The following is a 19161-nucleotide window of genomic DNA, read 5'->3' as shown; positions in this document are numbered from 1 at the left end:
ACCGCAGGCGTCCGGCGGGCGGGTTTCCGCTGTTCAACCACTGTGTCGGCCACTCGCGCGCGAGCCGTCACTGTGCTCCGTCTCACCGCGCCTCGCCGGAGCCCGTCAGCGGTGTGGACCACATTTCCGGCCCCCTTCGACTTCGGACGTAACTCCCAAGCCGGGCGGAGCGATACCTCGCACGTCCCGCACCGAGGAGGTCGGTGTCAATGCCGCGACGAGTCACGAGGCCGTGGCCGACCATCCGCACGACCCTGTTCGTCCTCGCGTTGACGTTCGCGACGACGGCGGCGATACAGGCGTTCCTGGCCGCTTCCACCTCGGAGTGGTGGCCGGGCGTGCTGGCCGCAGCCTTGGCGGCGGCCGCCGTGTGGTGCTTGGCCGCGGCTCTCACCACTCGATGAACGGCGCCCGACGAGCGGGGTTTTCCGAACGCGAAAGCCGCGCCAACGGGCGGACGGCACCGGTGAACCCGCCCGTCGGGCCGCCCCGGCACGGTCGAGACCGGCGAACCGATCTCCGACTGTCCGAGATGGACTTCCGAGGTCCGGCGCCGGGCCGCTCGTGACGGGCCCGGCGCCGGCTCGCTACGCGGGCCGAGTGCCTCCCGACTGCCGTGAGTGACGAATCGTGTACGGAAGGACACTACCCGCTCGCAGGGCGTCGGCGTCCAGGGTCACCGGCCGATACGGCAACGAGGCCAACCGCTCGACCATGCGCGCAGTGGGGTCGGCCACGACGTCCGACCTGCCCACGAGGAAGGCCCAGTCGAACTCGTCCGAACCGTAGTAGGCAACGGTGCCGAAGACCTCGCCGAACCGCGCGTGGGCCCGGCGCAGCATCGTGTTCAACCACAGGGTGGGGCACCCGACCTGCGACGTCACGACCCCGCCCGGACGCAGCGCCCGCGCGCAGTAACGCAGGAACTCGGTGCCGAAGAGGCGGTTGTGCTGGGCTTCGTCGTCCCGCTCCCCCGGCAGGTCGGCCACGATGACGTCGTACTTCGACTCCTCCTCGGCCGACTCGGCGACGCGGCGCACGAACTCCCAGCCGTCGTCGTAGTGCATCTTCACGGGGCCCTCACCACGGACCGCGCGGTCCAGCGCCTCGGGCGTGTACCCGTAGGGGAGGTACTTCGCGCATAGCTCGACCACCTCACGGTCGATGTCGACGTGATCGACGTGCGTCGCGCCCGCGGCCACCGCGAGTTCGCTGATCACGCCTTCGCTGGAGCCCACCGCGAGCACCCGTTCGACGCGGTCGGCGAGCAGGACGGCGGGCACGAACAAGGCCTCGTGGTAGTGCCGCTGGGCGAGTTCGGTGCTCTGCGGATCGTTGTCGCAGAACAACGAGACGCCCTGCGAGGTCTCGGCGATGACGACGTGCTGGAACGCCGTGTCACCCTCCCACAGCACGCGCTCCAGTTCCCATACCTGCGACAACCCCCGTGTCAGGGGTTCCCTCAGTTCCGGCAACGACTCGACTTCCTTTCGCTCGCGTTCGTCGCCAGCACGATAGGGGTTCAGGCGCCGGACGCCACCAACGTCTCCAGCCGAAGTTCGGGGTGCCGGCGCAGCAGCAGTCGCATGCTCATGTCGTCGACGAACAACGCCAGGTCGGTGCCGTCGGCCCGCGTCAGGACCTCACTGTTGCGGCCCGCGTCCACGAGCGCGCGCTGCGCCGGGTCGACCAGCCTCCGCACCGTCGAGTACGGCAGCCGATCGAGCTTCACCGGGGAGTTGAACTCGTGCTCCATGCGATGGGCCGCGACCTCGAACTGCATCGGCCCCACCGCGGCGAACACGGGAGCCGCGTCGCCCCGTGAATCGGAGGTCAGCAACTGCACCACGCCCTCCGAGGACAGCTGCTCCACCCCCTTGCGGAACTGCTTGGCCTTGCTGAGGTCCGCGGGCCGGGCCACCGCGAAGTGCGCCGGGGCGAAGCTCGGCAGACCGGGGAACCGCACCGCGGGCTTTCCCGAGTACAGAGTGTCACCGACCCGTAGCGCGGAGGCGTTCACCAGACCGATCACGTCACCGGGATACGCGACATCCACTGTGGAACGTTGCTGCCCGAAGACCTGGTGAGCGTACTTGGTGGCGAACGGCCGTTTCGTGGTGGCGTTGGTGACCACCATGCCCCGCTCGAACGCCCCCGAGCACACACGCGCGAACGCCACCTGATCGCGATGCGCCGGGTCCATGCCCGTCTGCACCTTGAACACGAACGCCGAGAACTCGGAGTTCAGCGGACGCGGATTGCCCTCGACGTCCACCCTGGGCTCCGGCCTGGGCGCCAGCTCCACCAGCAGGTCCAGCAGATGCCGGACCCCGAAGTTCAGCACCGCGGCACCGAACAACACCGGCGTGGCGGTGCCCCGCAGATAGGCGGCGGCATCGAACTCCCCGCCCGACGCGGTGACGAGTTCCACCTCTTCCCTCGCGCGGGCGAAGTCCTCCCCCACCTCCTCCGCGGCCCGCTCGGCGGACAACCGGTGCTCCTCCGCCACGGTCGCCCCTCCGACCGTCCGTTCGAAGGCCACGAACGCGTCGTCCCGGACGTCGAGGACCCCACGGAACCGGCCCGCCTCACCGACCGGCCACGTCAACGGCATCGGGGCCAGGTCGAGGCGTTGCGTGAGCTCGTCGCAGAGTTCGAGAGCCTCCCGGCCGGGACGGTCCCACTTGTTGATGAACGTGATCACCGGGATGCCGCGGTGGCGACAGACGTCGAACAGCTTCAGCGTCTGCGGCTCCAGACCCTTCGCGGCGTCCAGCAGCATCACCGCCGAGTCGACGGCCGAGAGCACCCGGTAGGTGTCCTCGGAGAAGTCCGCGTGACCGGGTGTGTCGAGCAGGTTCACCACCGTGTCGCCGTAGGCGAACTGCAGGGCGGCCGACGTGATCGAGATGCCGCGAGCGCGCTCCATCTCCATCCAGTCGGACACCACGCCGCGCCGGCCCGCCTTCCCGTGCACGGCGCCCGCCTCGGCGATCACACGCGCGTGCAGTGCCAACGCCTCCGTCAGGGTCGACTTGCCCGCGTCGGGATGGCTGATGACGGCGAACGACCGGCGGCGGCGCGCCTGCGCCACGACGTCGGAATCCGGAGAAGTAGCTGCGCTCGCACGAGAACTCATGCCAAGCTGTCCCGATCGGAAGTGCACATACCCGACCCAGGGTACCGGCGAGGTGTCCGAGGGGTGTCGGCACGACAGCGAGGAAACCACGTGATGGACGACATGTCCCGTATCAACAAGGCACGCGGCCTGCTGTTCGGACTCGCGCTCGGTGACTGTCTCGGTGCTCCCTTCGAGGGCCGCCGGGAGGTCACCGAGACTGACATCGTCACCACGCGGGACGGCACCGGCCAGCTCCGCCACACCGACGACACGGCACTGACGCTCGTACTCGCCCGGCACCTCGCGCACCGAGTCGGCGACAGACCCCGCACGACGGAGAGCCTGATCGACGTCGACGTGCTCGCGCGGGAGTTCGCCGAGGCGTGGCGCGACGAACCGTGGCGTGGTTACGGCGGCGGTGTCACCAAGTCGTTCGAGCTCATCGTGTCCGGCGAGCCGTGGCGCAGCGCGATCCGCGCGGTGTTCCCCGAAGGGTCGTTCGGCAACGGCGGCGCGATGCGCGTCGCGCCGGTCGCGCTCGTGGGCGGCGACGTCCGGGAGGTCACGGAACTCGCCCGGCGCAGCACCGAGGTCACCCACGCCCATCCCGATGCGCTGCACGGCGCCGTGTGCCAGGCGGTGGCCACCCATCTCGCGCTCGCGCTGCCCTCCACCGAACCCGCGCGGCCCAAGGAGTTCGTGCGGCCGGTGCGTCAGGCCGTGTCCTCGACGTCGTGGGAGGACAAGATCGACCACGTGGTCGACCTGGCCGAGCGGAACGCCGACCCCGCGGAGGCCGCGGCGGAGCTGGGCAACGACGTGTCCGCGACCGCGTCGGTGCCGCTGGCCCTGCTGGCGTTCCTGCGGCACTCCGGCGACCCGGACGCCGTCCTCCGGTTCGCCATCCTGGCCGGCGGGGACACCGACACCGTCGCCGCGATGGCGGGCGCTCTCGCGGGCGCGCACAGCGGCTACGCCGCGTTGCCCACCCACGCCACGGCCCGCCTGGAGGCCGCGAAGGACCTCCACCTCTACGCCGAACACCTGGCGTAACCGTGTCCGCACCCGGTGCACTCGTGTCCGCAGGTTGCGTACGGGTGTTCGCAGTTCGTGTACGGCTCGTACGTCCCGATACTGCGGACACGGGTGCACAACCTGCGGACACGCGTACGGGAAGTGCGGACACGCGTGCGTAACTTCAGGGGTGGCGGGCTCGCTCCAGGTGACGGGCAAGGCTGTCGCGGAGCATGGCGGCGAAGTCCTCGGCGGTGTCGAGGGTGGCCCGCAGTTGTTCGCAACGACGTTCGGCTCGTTCGGTGAACTCGCGCAGCCTACGCAGTTCGTGCTCGTCGAGCGGCGCCGGCACGCCGTCCCGCTGTGCCGGGTACAGAAGGTCGAGCAGTTCCTTCATCTCGTCGAGCTGGAACCCGAGGGGCTTCATCCGGCGGACGAGATTCAGGCGGGCGACGTCCGGCTCCGTGTACAGCCGGAAGCCTCCCTGACTGCGTGCGCTGGGGGTCACCAGTCCGACTTCCTCGTAGTAGCGGATGGTGCGCAGGGAAAGGCCCGTCCGGGCGGACACTTCACCGATGCGCATGTGCTCATCCACGCGATGAACCCTCACTTCCTCGGCCGGTGACATGATCACCGTACTCCTTTTCGATCTTGAACGCAGATCGTCCACAAAGGACTAGCAAACTGCGGGAAAGTCGAGGAGTGCACGCAAACTTGCCCTAACGTCAGGGTAGGATTCACTTTTGTGACACCAGAAATGTTCGACTCCGTGGAGGCGTACAACGCCGCCCACCCCGCCAGCCCGTTCCCGGCAGAACACCACCGGAGAAGCGTCCTGCGCGGTTATCGCGCGGCCATGCGAGGTGTCACCGACGATGTCACGGGCACCGGCTCGGGTGCGTCCCTCACCGTGGACTTCCTGCCGGGTGGTGCCCCGCTGCCCGACGAGGCCGACCGCGTCGGCACCGTGGTGGCCAGCAGATGGGGCGAGGGCCCGGTGTTCGTACTCGCCGAGAACGTGTCGTTGCGCGCTGCGTGGCAGGCCGTGAAGGAAGCGTGGCCGACCCACCTGTCGGGCGTGCGCTCGGCGTTGAAGGAACTGACCGGAACCGACTCCTAGCCCTCGACGCCGAACAAGGGCAGCGCGGGCGCGAGTCCCTCGATCATGGCGTCGACCGTCCGGTGGCGCTCCCAGTCCTCCCGGCTCAGCCGCATCCGGCGTTCGACGGCCAAGGCTCCTCGCACGACATGACGCTCCACACCGTCGGGCCGGTACCCGAGTTTGCGTGACACGACCAGGGAAGCGGTGTTGTCCTCGAAGGCTCCCGACACCGCTTCCTCGGCGCCGAGACCGGCGAAGGCCAGGTGCAGAACCGCCGCCCTCATCTCGGTGCCGATGCCCCGGCCCCGGTACTCCAGACCGAGCCACGAGGCACTGCCGACCTGTCGGGTCACGGCGAACTGTCGTGCCTGCAGCACCTGCATCCCCACCACGGTGCCGTCGTGCACGACGCAGAGATCGAGACACCAGTTGTCGGGGCTCCACTCCGCGAGCGTCCACCAGTGGCGTTGGAGCAGGCCACACCCCGCAACGCCACGGCGACGAGCGCGTCCAGGTCGGCGTCGTCGGGCACCCGCAGCTCAAGCCTCGGTGTCCGCCCCGTGAGCCCGAGCACGGGGAAGTGGTCCACCAGCATCTCCGTATGGTCGTACACCCGGCGGACGTGACGCACTCACTTTTCCGCGGTACCTCTACGGCATGGCACGACGACACACGGCACTGCCCGACCGGGTAAGAGCCGAGGCCGAGACACTGTGGCACTACCTCGTCCTGGACCACACTCCCCACCGCAGCGACGTGGGGATCGGCCTGGGCAGTCACGACCTGGGTGTGGCCGACCACACGGCGGCCCTCTACCGGGAGGGCCGGTTCCCGGTAGTGGTGTTCACGGGGGCGACCGCGCCCACGACGGCGGCCCGCTTCCCCCGTGGGGAGGCCGTGCACTACCGGGAACGCGCACTGGAGCTGGGCGTGCCCGACGAGGCCGTGCTGGTGGAGCCGCACGCCCGCAACACGGGCGAGAACATCACCTTCACCCGGCGGCTGCTCGCCGACCGAGGCCTACCGGTGCGCACGGCGACCCTGGTGTGCAAGCCGTACCAGCAGCGCAGGGCGTACGCGACCTGCCGGAAGCTGTGGCCGGAGCTGGAGGTGCGCTGCTCGGCGTCACACACGTCGCTGGACGACTACCTGCCGACGATCGAGGACCCGGAGCGCGTGGTGCACATGCTCGTGGGCGAGACCCAGCGCGTCACCGCCTACGTCGAGCGAGGGTTCACGATCCCGCAGGACGTGCCGCCCGAGGTGGACGCCGCCTACCGTCGCCTGGTCGACGCCGGATACACCGCGCGGCTGCTGCGGTCGGCCTGATGGCCGTTCTCAGGCCTCCCCGGCTCGCGGCTTCAGTCCCACGGCCTCCGCCAACAGCTCCACCGAGCGAATCCGCTGCTCCACCGAGGGTGACTGGTGCGCAGTGATGAGCTCGTCGGCGTCCGCGTGGCGGGCGAAGTCCTCCAGGAACTCCCGCACCTTCTCCGGCGTGCCCACGGCCGTGTACTTGATCATGTTGAGCAGTTGCGCACCGTGCGGGGAGGCCAGCACCATGTCCGCCTCCTCGTCGGTGAACGTCCGGCCCCGCCCCAGCAACAGGCTCACGCGCTGGCGCTTCATGGTGAGGAACTGCTCCTGCGCGGACTCGTCGTCGTCCGCGGCGATCACGTTGACCCCCGCGATGACGTACGGCTCGGCGAGCTGCTCCGACGGCTGGAACTGCTCCCGGTAGATCGCCACGGCCTGCTTCAGCGCGTCGGGCGCGAAGTGCGACGCGAACGCGTAGGGCAACCCGAGCGCGGCGGCGAGCTGCGCGCCGAACAGCGAGGAACCGAGGATGTAGAGCGGCACGTTCGTGCCCTTGCCGGGGACAGCGTCGACGCCGGGGATCAACGACTCACCACGCAGGTAACCCGCGAGTTCCTGTACGTCCTGCGGGAACGAGTCGGCCGACGTCGGGTCGCGGCGCAGCGCACGCAGGGTCTTTTGGTCGGTGCCCGGCGCGCGGCCGAGGCCGAGGTCGATGCGCCCCGGATGCAGCGTCTCCAGCGTCCCGAACTGCTCGGCGATCGTGAGCGGCGAGTGGTTGGGCAGCATGACACCGCCGGCGCCCAGCCGAATGCTTTCCGTGTGCGCCGCCACGTGGGCGATCACCACGCTGGTGGCCGAGGACGCGATCGAGGGGAAGTTGTGGTGCTCGGCGTACCAGACGCGCCGGTACCCGGTCTCCTCGGCGCGGCGGGCCAACGCCACGCTCGCCTCAAGCGCCTGCCTCGGTGTCTCGTCCTTGCCGAACGTGGCGAGGTCGAGGATCGAGTAGTTGACGGTCACGGGGAATCCCTTTCGACACGGCGAGGCGGAGCACTTGCTCCGCTCCACTGTACTGACGCCGGAACACCTGTTCCTCTTCCCGAGGCGACCTACGATGAGAGCCATGACTCAGCAGGTCGGCACGCCGCGACGCCGCGACGCCCTCAGCAACCGCGCGGCGATCCTGCGAGCCGCCGCCGACGCGTTCTCCAGCCGCGGCCGGTCCGTCGACGTCAGGGAGATCGCCCGCTGCGCCGGGGTCGGCATGGGCACCCTGTACCGCCACTTCCCCTCCAAGGACGCGCTCGTCGAGACCCTGCTCGCCGAGAGCTACACCCACTGGGTGGAGGCGGCCCGGTGTTCGGCCCGCACACGGGCGAACGCGTGGGAGGCGCTGGCCACGTTCGTCTCGGAGGCCCTCACCTACCAGCGGCGCGACCGCGCGCTGCTGGAAAACCTCGCCGCCACCACCGACGCCGCGGGCCTGTCCGGGTGTCGCAAGTACGTGCGCCCCCTGGTGGTGGAGCTCGTCGCCGCCGCCCACGCCGAAGGCTCCCTCCGCAAGGGAGTCACTCCCGACGACGTCCTCGGCCTGCTCGCCGCGCTCGGCAGGCTGGTGGAGCTTGACCTCCCGGCCGAGACCGTGTCCCGTTGTCTCGACATCGCGCTCACCGGACTGCGCCACGGTCCGGCCCTGGGCGCGTGAGTCGACGACCGGCGAAACCCACCGGACGCTCCTAGACTCGGTGGTAGCACCGGCAACGAGGGCAGGTGAGAACCATCTCCGGCATCGTCGCCGCACACGGCCCTTTCGACCCGCTCGAAGGCATGCGCATGCTCGATCGGCTGGCCCATCGCGGCCCCGACGGGCAGGGCAGCCACGCACTCGATCACGCCTGGCTCGGTCACCGCAGGCTCGCCGTGGTGGACCCGGAGGGCGGCGCGCAACCCCTGTGCGACCCGGCGGGCAAGTACTGGCTCGTCGGCGACGGCGAGATCTACAACCACGAGCGGCTGCGCACCGAGCTGGAGGACCGCGGTCACGTCTTTCGCACCCGCGCCGACCAGGAGAGCGCGCTGCACCTCATCGAGGCGGACGGGACGGCGGCGTTGTCCCGGCTGTGGGGCGTGTTCGCGTTCGCCGGCGCCGAGCTCGGCGGAGGGTTCTTCGCCGCCCGCGACACGATGGGCCTCGCGCCGCTGTATTGGGTCAGGCACGACGACACCGTGATCTTCGCCAGTGAGCTCAAGGCCTTCGACCCGAACCGACGCCCCGACGTCGAACCGTTCCCACCCGGTCACGTCTGGACCCCCGAGAACGGGCTGACCCCGTTCCGGGTGCTCGCCGACACGACCTCCTCCGCCGTGCCGGGCGGCTCCGACGACGAGCCCTCGGAGGAAGTCCTCGCCACCATCCGCGACACCCTGATCAAGGCGGTGGAGCGGCTGCTCGCCGCCGACGTGCCCGTCGGCGCCCTGCTCTCCGGAGGTCTCGACTCCAGCCTCGTCACCGCCATCGCGGCGAGGCACGCCCACCGTGCGGGGCGGCGCTTTCCCACCTTCGCCGTGGGCTCGGCGGGCAGCGGCGACCTCGAAGCCGCCCGCGAGGTCGCCGAGGCCCTCGACACCGACCACCACGAGCGCGTCTACACCGACGACGAGCTCGTCGACTGGGTACCCGAGGTGATCAGGGTCCTGGAGTCGTTCGACCCCTCGCTCGTCCACAGCTCCGTGCCCAACCTGCTGGTGTCGAAGCTCGCGGCCCGCTCGGTGAAGGTGGTCCTCATCGGGGAAGGCGCGGACGAGCTCTTCGCGGGCTACGGCTACTACAGCGAGATCGACAGCGACACCGAGCTGCACGAGGAACTGCTCTCCACCATCCAGGGCCTCCACATCGGTGGCCTGCAACGGGTCGACCGTGTCGCGGGCGCCACGGGCCTCGAACCGAGGACCCCGTTCCTCGACCTCGACGTGGTCGAACTCGCTCTGAGCCTGCCCGCCCGCTGGAAGCTCAGCGGTGACCGCGCCGAGAAGTGGTTGCTGCGCAAGGCGTTCGAGGGCTGGTTGCCCGAGCACCTGCTGTGGCGGCCGAAGCAACAGTTCGGTCAGGGAAGCGGCGCCAAGGACGTGCTCGGCGACTACTATGCGTCAACTGTGTCCGACGAGGAGTTCGAGGCCGAACGAGACACGGTGACGCCCCCGCTGCGCTCCCGCGAGGAACTCGCCTACTACCGCCTGTTCCGACGCGAGTTCACCGGTATCGACCCCGAACACCTCATCGGTCGCTTCACGGGCTGGTGAGGCAACACCCATGCCCATCGGCCGGGTCCTCACATGAACACGTGCCGGGGAGGGAACATCGATGACTCCGGGGCCCGCGATCGCCACCGCCGCGGTGTTCGTGTGGTTGGGCATGGTGCTGGCGATCTCGTTCCTGGAAGCGCCGTTGAAGTTCCGCGCGCCGGGCGTGACGATCCCCATCGGACTCGGTATCGGCAGGATCGTCTTCCGCGCCCTCAACATCTCCGAGGTGGGGCTCGCGCTCACGGCGCTGGTCGCGGTGATCGTCGACCCACCCGAGACCTCGGCCCTGGTGGCCGGCGCGGTGGCACTTTCGACCCTCGTCGTGCAGCTCGCCGCCGTGCGACCGCGGTTGACCCGTCGTTCCGACCGGGTGCTGGCCGGTGAGAACGCGCCGCGTTCCCGCGCCCACTACGTCTACGTGGCGCTCGAAGCGGTCAAGACCATCGCCCTCGTGGTGACCGGCGTCCTGCTGCTGGCTCTCTGACGCGGCCCGTACCGCGGTGGCGCCGCAGGGCGCGGGCTGCCACGGTGCCGGCTACCGGTGACGACACCGCCGCAGGCATACGGTGCTCGGCGAAGCAAACCCCCACACCACACGGCCAGCCTCCGCCACAGGTAGCACCGACCGCCGTAAAGCTCCCGGCCACCGGCTCCTGCCACGCCCGTCGAAGTATGCGTGACTATGCCGGTCAGCGCAGTTCGTTCGACCGGCTTCGGCCCGTTCATCGAGAAGGCGGCGATGTGACCGAACGTGCCGACCTTCCGGTCCGCCACGATCGCGCCGTGAGCGTGGGAGGCATCCTCGAGAAGGAGCAGACCGTGTTCGTCCGCCAGCTGGCGCAGCTGGTCGACCGCCGTGGGAAGGCCCCAGAGGTGGGTCGCCATGATCGCTGTCGTCTTGTCGGTGATGCGTTCCTCGACGTCTGCCACCGAGACGTTGCCCGTCTCGTCGCTGTCGGCGAGTACGGGGATCGCACCCAGGTGCAACAGCGGCGTCGCAGTGGCGAGGAACGTGTAGGCGGGGACGATCACCTCGTCGCCGGGCTCGACGTAAGCGGCCGCGTAGGCCGAGTGGATCGCCGCGGTCCCGGAGCTGGTGAGTACCGCATGGCGCACGCCGAAGTAGTCCTTGAGCGCGTCCTCCAGCTCGGCGATAACGCCTGAGCGGTCGTAGATGGAGACGGAGGTCTCCAGCTGGTCGAGTACTGCCTTGGTGGTGTTCGGGGTGATCGGCGGCCAGGTGAAATGGGGTCCCGGCTCCGTGATCACCGGTGTGCCACCGTTGACGGCGAGCGCCTTCACTCACAGCTCCTTCGGGTTCACGTGGGTTCGGGTGCGGGCGGACTCGTAACAGCCCTGGATGAAACTCAGGTGGGCGAGGTTTTCGCGAGGGCCGCTGACGTTCGGTCGCAGCCCCTCCACGACACGGCAGAAGTGGTTGACCTGGGACACGGCCGCCGATGGCCACGCTTGCTCGCGTGCCAGTGACTCCACGACCTCGCCGTCGTTGGTGAGCCGCTGGATACGTCCGCGTTCGAGGTGCACGATCCCTTTCGAGCCGACGAGCCTGATCTGTTCGGTCTTCGGCCCGATGAACCGGGACAGCAGGAGTGATCCGTAGAGGCCGCTGTCGTAGGAGAAGTGGATGAGAGCGGTGTCCTCGGCGTCGTAGTCACGGTCCGGACGCGCGTTGATCGACATGTCCGCGAGGATTCGGTCGGGGAGACCGAAGTACCACAGCAGCATGTCGACCAGGTGATAGCCCATGTCGATCACGCACCCGCCGCCCGCTCGGTTGACATGGCCGCGCCAACCTTCGGACGGGTCGGCGATGTGCAGTGTGTACGCCGCATCGACCACGAACGGGGTGCCGATCTGGTCCGCGAGTTGGTGGAAACTCGTATAGATGGGATTGAACCGCCGCTGAAGCGTCACCATGAGATGAATGCCGGCGCGCTCACATTCCTTCGCGAGCTCCTTGGCCTCGGACAAGGTCGTTGCGAAGGGCTTTTCCTTGAGCACATGAATTCCTCGGCTGGCCGCGGCCTCGATGATCTGCCGTCCAGCATCGTGCGGGACACACACGACGACGAAGTCGAGCTGTTCAGCGTCGAACATCGCCTCCACGTTGGCGTAGCCGTTGACCTGGAGCCTGTACTGCTGCTCGCGCAGGACCGCGTCGTTCTCGTCGCAGATCGCGACCAGCTCTGCCGCGTCCGAGCCCAGCAGGCCCGGTACATGGTCCTCAAGTGCTTGCTTACCGAGCCCGACCACAGCTGCTCGAAGTTTCGTAGCGCTTCTCGACCGGTCTCCCTTGGTGGCGAGCGGAAGTCGGAACAAGTCACTCATGTATGGTTTTTCCTCTCGCGAACACTTTCTCTCAGAGAACGCGAACCATGATCGACGGCCGAACAACGGTTGCCTTTCCAGACTTATCCCGCCCTTCTGAGGTGGTCGGTATTCGTTTCCTTCTCGGCACTTCGGTCGAGCAAGCGAAGTCCGTCGAGAACACGTTGCAGCAACCTGATGTCACGCAGTGGATTGATCAGAACGCGCGGTTCCGGATACCTTTTCCGTTCACGGCGCGGTAGCACCGGAGACAATCGCACCGTGTCGTCGATGCCCCTGTTCTGCCTGGGGATGACGCACCAGACAACGCGTCGACCGGGACGGGGTAAGTCGTAGCCCCAGTCCTCGATGTCAGCCTGGAAGGGACTTTCGGAGAGCGACGTCGGCGCCGATTCGTGGTTGTCCCAGACCTGGATGACCAGCGACCGTGCCATGAGAAGCAACCGAACGGCTATCAGTCCGGACCGCGCGGGCTCGCCGACGTGGGCCGAACCTGAGTCGGCGGCACCCACCGTCGCGATAGAGTGCGCAACGAACTCGCCCACGACACCGCTGGCGGTGTTCGCGCAACGCTGGTCGAGCCGCCAGTCCCGCGCGTGTGCCTGCACGAGAAGCTGTGCGCACGAGATCGCACTCGGACCAGCAACGAGGAGGAGCCCGTCCTCCGATATCGACGCCTCTGCGCTTGGCGTTCCGCTTCTGGGCGGGCCGAGCAAACCTCTGAGGGACCCGGCTTTGGGCTGGAAGTCCAATTCGATTGGGAGGCAGGACCGGCGACGAGCGTCGGGGTTCTGGCGTCGCCGGTCCTGCCGGCTTGCTGGAGTCACGGGTGAGCCATCTCGAGGTTGTGATCGGCCAACACGGCACGGGAGCACGGCCACGTCAGCCCACATGCCGCGCAGTGGTTTCCGGCGTTGATGTGCTCGCTGAGAACGACGGCCGCACGTGCGGCGAGATCGTCGAGGAACACGCGGAGGGAATCATGAACCACCTCGGAGCGGTGAGAGTTCTGGCTGGTCACGGGGCCTCCTGTCACCGTTGTCGAGCGACCGTGGACGGCCGTAGGCTCTGATACAACCTTCCGTAATCAGGCCAGCACAGGGCGTGCTCCGGACAATTTCCGGGCAAGAACCGGACATTGGGTGCGCTGACCGGGGACGACACACCAACATCGGCAGGGGGAGGTGGACGGTGGCGACCAGACGGCGTCGACTCGCGAAGCGACGCAAATCGCAAGGGTTCAGCCAAGAGTCTCTCGCCGAACGGTTGGGAGTGGGCCCCAAGACGATTCGGCGGTGGGAAAGCGGCGAGACCGAAGAGGGGCCACAACCTTGGTTACGGCCGAAACTGGCGCAGTGCCTGCAGGTGTCACCGGAACAGCTCGAAGAGCTGCTGGCAGGTGACGACGAGCCGGCGACTAATGACCGCGTCGGCTACTCGCTGCGGAACCCAGCAGCCGCGGATCTTCGGACCGTAACCGGCCTCAGAGACGAGGTACACGACCTCGACGAGCGTTACGACAGCGCGCCGTCAACATCGTTGCTCGCACGCACAGGACACTGTCTCGGCCAGGTCGCGTTTCTGCGCGCCAACGCGTCGAACCATCGGGTTCGACACGAGCTCCTCGCCGTCGAGGCCGAGGCCGCCACGCTCATGGGACAACTCGTCTGGGACGCGTCCCAGCGCCGGGACCACGCGACCGCACATGGCTACTTCGACCAGGCGATCTCGGCCGCGCAGCGGCTTCGGGACCCGACAGCGGAAGGCCGCGCGCTCCTACGGAAGAGCTTCGTGGCGCTCTACGGCGAAAGAGCTCCTGAGACCGGGCTCCAGCTCACCATGCGCACAACCGAGGTGGTAGCGGGGAGCAGCCACGTGCTTGCGGGACTCGCGCTGCTGCACACAGCGGAGGCCTACGCGATGCTCGGCCGTCAACGCGACTGCGAACGGGCGCTCAGGGACGCTGACTCCCGGATTGAGCGGATCGGCGAGGCCGACGCGGCGCTCAACCTGTTCTCCCCAACACAGCCGGGGAGACTCGCCGGATCTTGCTACCTCTTCCTCGGCAAGCCGAAACTCGCTCAGCCGATCCTGGAAACGACCGCTCACCAGCTCCGCGACCGCTCGAAGTCCCAGGCCATCGTCCTCGGCAACCTTGCTCTCGCGTACCTCCGGCAACGCCGCCTCGATGAGGCGGTGGGTGCGTTGCATCGGGCCGTGGATGTCGTCGAGGCAACGCGGGGCGGGGGCGGGTTGAACATCGTCTTCAGTGCTTGCCGGGAACTCCGACCATGGCGGAACGTGGACCTGGTGCAGGACGTGTACGACCGGGTGATGACCCTGATGACGGCGTGAGGAGCAGCGGCGATGACCGTGGATGAGAAGAAACGAGCTGTCCGCGAGCACGTGTGGGCACTGCTGGAGGAACACCGTGCCGCGCCAGCTGGTGTGCACGGCCGGATTCCCGCCTTCTTCGGCGCGGAGAAAGCCGCCGACAGGCTCGCGGAGCTGCCGGAATGGCAGTCCGCCAAGATCGTCAAAGCGGTGCCTGACACAGCGCAACAGCCGGTGCGCGCTCGCGCTCTCGACGAAGGCAAGCTGGTCTACATGGCGGTGCCGAAGCTCGCCGAGCCGAGGCCCTTCTACCTGCTCGATCCGGACACCTTGCCCGTCTCGCCCGCCGAGGCCGCCGACAAGGGAGCCGCGGCCAAGGTCGGTCAGGCCGTCGACGTGGACAGCATGCGGCCGCCTGACCTCATCGTGTGCGGAAGCGTCGCCGTGAACCGCCACGGCGTGCGCCTCGGCAAAGGCGCCGGATACTCCGACATCGAGGTCGCACTCCTTCGGGAAGCCGGGCTGATCGGACCCGAGACGACGATCGTGACCACCGTGCACGACCTGCAGGTCATCGACGACGACCTACCCGAGACCCCGCACGACTTCAGCGTGGACATCATCGTGACCCCCACCACCGTGATCAGGTGCGACGAACCACGACGACCGAGCGGCCTGCTCTGGGACGACCTCCCGGCGGAGAAGATCGCCGCGATTCCCGCACTCGCGGCACGCCTGCGTCAACAGAGCAACGTCTGAGCGCGATACCGCGTTGCCCCAGCACCGAGCCTGTGACATGTGGTCATCTCCGGCGAGAGGCCCGATGGTCGGGTTGGGGCTTGGCTGAGTAGCTGCCGGGTGTCATGCGACGGAGATGTGATGGCCGTGCCAGCGCAGCCGCCCGAGAGGCGCTCTCCGGTCTGGCGGCCGTAGGGGCAGGTTGACGTCGGTACTGATCGGCGAGGAGCAGCAACGAATGGCAGATCCGATCAAGAAGATCACACTCAAGGACGGGACGGTCCGCTATCGGTTCGTCGTCGACATCGGTCGCGACCCGGAAACCGGACGCCGCCAGCAGAAGACGTTCACCTTCGACACCAAACGCGAGGCACGCGCCGAGTACGACAAAATCCGGCACCGGCTGAACGAGGGCACCTACATCCGGCCCACGAACATCACGGTGTCCGAGTACCTGGACGGGCTGGCTGGAAGGTGCGGCGGGACTCCAGCAAGCGGAGCTACCAGGACGCACTACGGCCAGTCCACGAACGGCTCGGCTCCATGCCGATCCAGAAGGTCGGCAAAGCCGACATCGAGCGAACGGTCACGTGGATGGAGACCTCCGGCCGCCATCGTGGAGGCAAGCCCGGTACCGGACTCGGCCCCCGGAGCGTGCGGCTGACCCTCGGGCGGCTCACAGCGGCCTTCGAGATGGCGGCCCTGGAAGGGCTGCTCCCCCGCAACGTGGCCAAGCTCGTCAAGTCGCCGAAGTACGCCCCGGCTCCTCGAAGCACGCGGTCGGCCGAGGAAGTCCGGAAGTCCCTCGACAGGGCCACAAGCGACCGGCTCCACGCCGGAGGGCGGCTGTCCCTCTACGGGCTGCGGAGAGGCGAAGCCCTCGGACTCCGCTGGCGGGAAGACATCGACTTCGGTTCCTTCGCAGAACCATGCCAAACCCACAAGAAACCATGGTGCGGTGACTGCTACGGCACGGGGTCGACGTACAAACCCGCGACGATCCGCGTGCAGCAGGCTCGCGTGCTTGTCGAGGGCACGCCCCAGGTCGTGCCGCCCAAGTCGCGCAACGGCTTCCGGACCCTGCCTCTCGATGCCACAGCCGCATCGGCGCTGCACCAGCTCAAGGTCGCTCAGAAAGCCGAAAGACTCGCGGCGGGAAAGGCGTACACCAACAGCGGCTACGTCGTGGTCGACGAACTCGGTGAGCCAGTTCACCCCGAGTGGTACTCCGACGAATTCGGTCGCCTCGCCAAACGAGCGGGAGTCAAGCGGATCGTGCTGCACGAGGGCCGCCACACGGCGCTGAGCCTGATGGAGAAGGCCGGAGTCCCGATCTCCATCGTCAGCAAGTGGGCCGGGCACTACGACACCGCGTTCACATACTCGACCTACGTACACGCCACCGAGGAGGATCTCCAGACCGGAACCGACGCCCTCGGCAGGATCTACAAGAGCACCTGAACAAGCAGTACGAACGTACGTGAGAAGCTGTGAGACGATCGGCCGCCGAAAAGCAGTCAAGGCCTCGTCTCATTACTGAGAACAAGGCCTTGACCTGGACTTTCCTGGCGCGCCCGTAGGGATTCGAACCCCAAACCTTCTGATCCGTAGTCAGATGCTCTATCCGTTGAGCTACGGGCGCATCGTCTTCAGTTATACCCGATCGTGTCGGGCTGGTGCTCGGCGGGGTGCCGAGCCCCGGCGGAGGCTCCGGGATTTGAACCCGGGAGGGGGGTCACCCCCAACCGCATTAGCAGTGCGGCGCCATAGACCAGACTAGGCGAAGCCTCCCAGGTCGCGACCACTGCGTCCATAGGTTACACGCCCCCGCCGAGGCCGTTTCACCCACCCCCCATTATGGGGATGACCAGGTCATTTCCCGCTCGCCAGCGCCACAAAGGACTGCAGCGACTCCGGGTTGGCCAACGCGTCGCGGCTCACGGCACGGTCGGGGTCGACCCCCATGAGGATCTTCTTCACCGGAACCTCGCACTTCTTGCCGTTCAAGGTCCTCGGCACCGCCTCCACGGGCACGAACCGGTCGGGCACGTGACGCGGCGACAGCGCCTTGCGCAGCTCCTTGCGCAGCCGCTGTTCGAGTTCCTCCAGCGACGCCCCCTCGGCCAGCACGAGGAAGCACAGCAGCTCCCCTTCCTCGCCCGCCGACGTGTCGATCACGAGCGAGTCGCGTACCTCGTCGAAGCTCTCGACGACGCGGTAGAACTCGGCCGTGCCCATGCGCACGCCGCCGCGGTTGAGGGTCGAGTCGCTGCGGCCGTAGATGATCGCCGAACCGCGAGCGGTGAGCTTGACCCAGTCACCGTGCCGCCACACGCCGGGGAAGTCCTCGAAGTACGCCTCCCGCAAACGCTTGCCGTCCGGGTCGTTCCAGAAGAACACCGGCATCGACGGCATCGGCTTGGTGATCACCAGCTCGCCCACCTGGTCGATCACCGGCCTGCCCGCCTCGTCGTACGCCTCCACCGCCGCACCGAGCGAGCGACACGACAGCTCGCCCAGCCACACGGGTACGTCGGGCGCGGCGCCCACAAACGCCGTGCACAGGTCCGTCCCACCGGACACCGAGCAGATCTGCACGTGGCGCCCCACCTCGTCGGCGATCCACCGGAAGCCCTCGACCGACAGCGGCGCGCCCGTCGACCCCAACGCCCGCAGGGACGACAGGTCGAACTCCTCCGCCGGCCGCAGTCGCGCCTTGAGGCAGCTCTGCACGAACGGCGCGGAGGTGCCGAAGTAGGTGATGCGGTGCCGCTCCGCCAACCGCCAGAGCGTCCGCAGGTCCGGATGTCCCGGACTGCCGTCGTACAGCACGAGGGTGGCCCCCACGAGCAGACCCGAGACGAGGAAGTTCCACATCATCCAGCCCGTGGTGGTGAACCAGAAGAACCGCTCCCCCGGTCCGAGACCGCAGTGCAGGGCCAGCGCCTTCAGGTGCTCGACGGTGATTCCGCCGTGCCCCTGCACGATGCCCTTCGGCAGTCCCGTGGTGCCCGACGAGTACAGCACCCACAGCGGGTGGTCGGACTCCACCGGCTCGAAGTCGAGTTCGGCACCGGCGTGCCGGGCCAGCAGCGAGTCCCAGTCGAGCGTGCCCTGGACCCGGCCGCCGCCCTCGTAGTCCACCAGCACGGTGGCCGCCAGGCCGGGAAGCTGCGAACGCAGCCGCTCGACGGTCGGCCGCACGTCGAACGCCCGCCCGTTGTAGACGTAGCCGTTGACGGCGATCAGGACCTTCGGCTCGATCTGCGCGAAGCGGTCGACCACGGCCCGCACACCGAAGTCGGGCGAGCACGACGACCACGTCGCGCCCAGGCTCGCGGCGGCGAGGAACGCCACCAGGGTCTGCGGGCAGTTCGGCGCGAGCGCCACCACCCGGTCGCCCTTACCGACGCCGAGCTCGCGCAGCGCCGCCCGCGCCGCGGCGACCTCGCCACGCAGCGCGCCGTAGGTGAGCTGCCGCTCGACGCCGTCCTCCCGGCAGAAGATCACCGCGAGGTCGTCGTCCGCCTTCTCGGCGCCCGCGACGCCACGCAGAGCGTGCTCGGCGTAGTTGAGCGTGCCACCGGTGAACCACCGCGCACCCGGCATACGCTCGTCCGACAGCACCTCGTGCGGCGTGTCGTGCCACCGCACGCCGAGATACTCCGTCACCGCCGACCAGAACTCCGGCAGCGAGTCCACCGAGTACGACCACAGCTCGCCGTAGTCGGCGACGTTCACGCCACGGTTCTCCCGTAGCCAACGCCGGAAGTCGGCGATGCGGGAGTGCTCGATCTGCTCCGAGGTGGGCTGCCACAGCACCTCGGGAGCGTCCGCGCTGTCTACTGCGTCGTTGCCAGTACCGTCAGCACTCATGGCC

At 68.2% G+C, this 19161-nt stretch carries 21 protein-coding genes and 2 tRNA genes; 11 read left to right on the top strand and 12 right to left on the bottom strand.

What is annotated here, in order from left to right; translation table 11 throughout:
* Positions 1-209: 209 nt before the first annotated feature.
* Positions 210-404: a hypothetical protein gene (locus SACGLDRAFT_RS01160; RefSeq protein ID WP_005461064.1), complete on the top strand. Its 195-nt coding sequence runs from the start codon at positions 210-212 to the stop codon at positions 402-404.
* Positions 405-587: 183 nt separating this feature from the next.
* Here SACGLDRAFT_RS01160 and SACGLDRAFT_RS01155 read toward each other — a convergent pair whose 3' ends face one another.
* On the bottom strand, positions 588-1475 hold the full coding sequence (locus SACGLDRAFT_RS01155; protein WP_005461062.1) for a spermidine synthase: 888 nt from the start codon (positions 1473-1475) through the stop codon (positions 588-590).
* A 47-nt stretch (positions 1476-1522) separates the two neighbouring features.
* A complete protein-coding gene (locus SACGLDRAFT_RS01150) occupies positions 1523-3139 on the bottom strand; it encodes a peptide chain release factor 3 (RefSeq protein WP_040918358.1) in 1617 nt (538 codons plus the stop codon).
* A gap of 93 nt (positions 3140-3232) precedes the next feature.
* Between SACGLDRAFT_RS01150 and SACGLDRAFT_RS01145 the strand changes: the two genes are divergently transcribed.
* A complete protein-coding gene (locus SACGLDRAFT_RS01145; RefSeq protein WP_005461060.1) occupies positions 3233-4174 on the top strand; it encodes an ADP-ribosylglycohydrolase family protein in 942 nt (313 codons plus the stop codon).
* 145 nt (positions 4175-4319) lie between these two features.
* Here the strand turns inward: SACGLDRAFT_RS01145 and SACGLDRAFT_RS01140 are convergent, their stop codons facing one another.
* On the bottom strand, positions 4320-4763 hold the full coding sequence (locus SACGLDRAFT_RS01140) for a MerR family transcriptional regulator (protein WP_005461059.1): 444 nt from the start codon (positions 4761-4763) through the stop codon (positions 4320-4322).
* A gap of 117 nt (positions 4764-4880) precedes the next feature.
* Here SACGLDRAFT_RS01140 and SACGLDRAFT_RS01135 point away from each other — a divergent pair, with 117 nt between their 5' ends.
* The gene (locus SACGLDRAFT_RS01135; protein ID WP_005461058.1) at positions 4881-5255 is read left to right on the top strand and encodes a hypothetical protein; all 375 of its coding nucleotides are present in this window, start codon (positions 4881-4883) and stop codon (positions 5253-5255) included.
* On the opposite strand, the gene SACGLDRAFT_RS22610 is transcribed toward SACGLDRAFT_RS01135, so the two are convergent.
* On the bottom strand, positions 5252-5644 hold the full coding sequence (locus SACGLDRAFT_RS22610) for a GNAT family N-acetyltransferase (RefSeq protein WP_332306645.1): 393 nt from the start codon (positions 5642-5644) through the stop codon (positions 5252-5254). The two genes, SACGLDRAFT_RS01135 and SACGLDRAFT_RS22610, sit on opposite strands and share 4 nt — an antisense overlap.
* A gap of 250 nt (positions 5645-5894) precedes the next feature.
* Between SACGLDRAFT_RS22610 and SACGLDRAFT_RS01125 the strand changes: the two genes are divergently transcribed.
* Positions 5895-6566: a YdcF family protein gene (locus tag SACGLDRAFT_RS01125; RefSeq protein WP_005461057.1), complete on the top strand. Its 672-nt coding sequence runs from the start codon at positions 5895-5897 to the stop codon at positions 6564-6566.
* A gap of 9 nt (positions 6567-6575) precedes the next feature.
* Here SACGLDRAFT_RS01125 and SACGLDRAFT_RS01120 read toward each other — a convergent pair whose 3' ends face one another.
* Positions 6576-7577, bottom strand: a complete 1002-nt coding sequence (locus SACGLDRAFT_RS01120; protein WP_005461056.1) for an LLM class flavin-dependent oxidoreductase — start codon at positions 7575-7577, stop codon at positions 6576-6578.
* 103 nt (positions 7578-7680) lie between these two features.
* Between SACGLDRAFT_RS01120 and SACGLDRAFT_RS01115 the strand changes: the two genes are divergently transcribed.
* The 3 genes from SACGLDRAFT_RS01115 (at position 7681) to SACGLDRAFT_RS01105 (ending at position 10344) form a co-directional block, all read left to right on the top strand.
* Positions 7681-8262: a TetR/AcrR family transcriptional regulator gene (locus SACGLDRAFT_RS01115; RefSeq protein ID WP_040918355.1), complete on the top strand. Its 582-nt coding sequence runs from the start codon at positions 7681-7683 to the stop codon at positions 8260-8262.
* Between the two features lie 65 nt (positions 8263-8327).
* Positions 8328-9857 carry an asparagine synthase (glutamine-hydrolyzing) gene (asnB, locus tag SACGLDRAFT_RS01110; protein WP_005461054.1) on the top strand — a complete coding sequence of 510 codons (1530 nt, stop codon included), beginning with the start codon at positions 8328-8330 and terminating at the stop codon, positions 9855-9857.
* Positions 9858-9918: 61 nt separating this feature from the next.
* Positions 9919-10344 carry a hypothetical protein gene (locus SACGLDRAFT_RS01105; RefSeq protein WP_005461053.1) on the top strand — a complete coding sequence of 142 codons (426 nt, stop codon included), beginning with the start codon at positions 9919-9921 and terminating at the stop codon, positions 10342-10344.
* On the opposite strand, the gene SACGLDRAFT_RS01100 is transcribed toward SACGLDRAFT_RS01105, so the two are convergent.
* The 4 genes from SACGLDRAFT_RS01100 to SACGLDRAFT_RS01085 all read right to left on the bottom strand — a co-directional run bounded on the left by SACGLDRAFT_RS01100 (position 10275) and on the right by SACGLDRAFT_RS01085 (position 13230).
* Entirely contained in the window at positions 10275-11162 is an 888-nt protein-coding gene (locus SACGLDRAFT_RS01100) for a DegT/DnrJ/EryC1/StrS family aminotransferase (protein ID WP_232284043.1), read from the bottom strand. The two genes, SACGLDRAFT_RS01105 and SACGLDRAFT_RS01100, sit on opposite strands and share 70 nt — an antisense overlap.
* Positions 11163-12209, bottom strand: a complete 1047-nt coding sequence (locus SACGLDRAFT_RS01095; protein ID WP_005461051.1) for a Gfo/Idh/MocA family protein — start codon at positions 12207-12209, stop codon at positions 11163-11165.
* An 83-nt stretch (positions 12210-12292) separates the two neighbouring features.
* On the bottom strand, positions 12293-12754 hold the full coding sequence (locus SACGLDRAFT_RS22605) for a hypothetical protein (protein ID WP_232284041.1): 462 nt from the start codon (positions 12752-12754) through the stop codon (positions 12293-12295).
* Positions 12755-13032: 278 nt separating this feature from the next.
* A complete protein-coding gene (locus SACGLDRAFT_RS01085; protein WP_005461048.1) occupies positions 13033-13230 on the bottom strand; it encodes a hypothetical protein in 198 nt (65 codons plus the stop codon).
* 170 nt (positions 13231-13400) lie between these two features.
* Here SACGLDRAFT_RS01085 and SACGLDRAFT_RS01080 point away from each other — a divergent pair, with 170 nt between their 5' ends.
* The 4 genes from SACGLDRAFT_RS01080 (at position 13401) to SACGLDRAFT_RS01070 (ending at position 16742) form a co-directional block, all read left to right on the top strand.
* Positions 13401-14564: a helix-turn-helix domain-containing protein gene (locus SACGLDRAFT_RS01080; protein WP_005461047.1), complete on the top strand. Its 1164-nt coding sequence runs from the start codon at positions 13401-13403 to the stop codon at positions 14562-14564.
* A gap of 12 nt (positions 14565-14576) precedes the next feature.
* Positions 14577-15302, top strand: coding sequence for a 5-formyltetrahydrofolate cyclo-ligase (locus SACGLDRAFT_RS01075; protein WP_005461045.1), 726 nt, complete (start codon positions 14577-14579; stop codon positions 15300-15302).
* 217 nt (positions 15303-15519) lie between these two features.
* A complete protein-coding gene (locus SACGLDRAFT_RS22600) occupies positions 15520-15945 on the top strand; it encodes an Arm DNA-binding domain-containing protein (protein WP_232284039.1) in 426 nt (141 codons plus the stop codon).
* The gene (locus tag SACGLDRAFT_RS01070) at positions 15831-16742 is read left to right on the top strand and encodes a site-specific integrase (RefSeq protein WP_232284182.1); all 912 of its coding nucleotides are present in this window, start codon (positions 15831-15833) and stop codon (positions 16740-16742) included. Before SACGLDRAFT_RS22600 ends, SACGLDRAFT_RS01070 begins: the two co-directional genes overlap by 115 nt.
* A gap of 105 nt (positions 16743-16847) precedes the next feature.
* Here SACGLDRAFT_RS01070 and SACGLDRAFT_RS01065 read toward each other — a convergent pair.
* The 3 genes from SACGLDRAFT_RS01065 to SACGLDRAFT_RS01055 form a co-directional block, all read right to left on the bottom strand.
* A tRNA-Arg gene (locus tag SACGLDRAFT_RS01065) sits at positions 16848-16923 on the bottom strand.
* A 60-nt stretch (positions 16924-16983) separates the two neighbouring features.
* A tRNA-Ser gene (locus tag SACGLDRAFT_RS01060) sits at positions 16984-17072 on the bottom strand.
* Between the two features lie 81 nt (positions 17073-17153).
* Positions 17154-19157 (bottom strand): acetoacetate--CoA ligase, encoded by a 2004-nt coding sequence (locus tag SACGLDRAFT_RS01055; protein WP_005461043.1) that lies wholly within the window; start codon positions 19155-19157, stop codon positions 17154-17156.
* Between the last annotated feature and the right edge of the window lie 4 nt (positions 19158-19161).

The organism is Saccharomonospora glauca K62 (assembly GCF_000243395.2).
Classification (GTDB): domain Bacteria; phylum Actinomycetota; class Actinomycetes; order Mycobacteriales; family Pseudonocardiaceae; genus Saccharomonospora; species Saccharomonospora glauca.
This window is presented reverse-complemented; position numbering and strand designations above follow the sequence as displayed.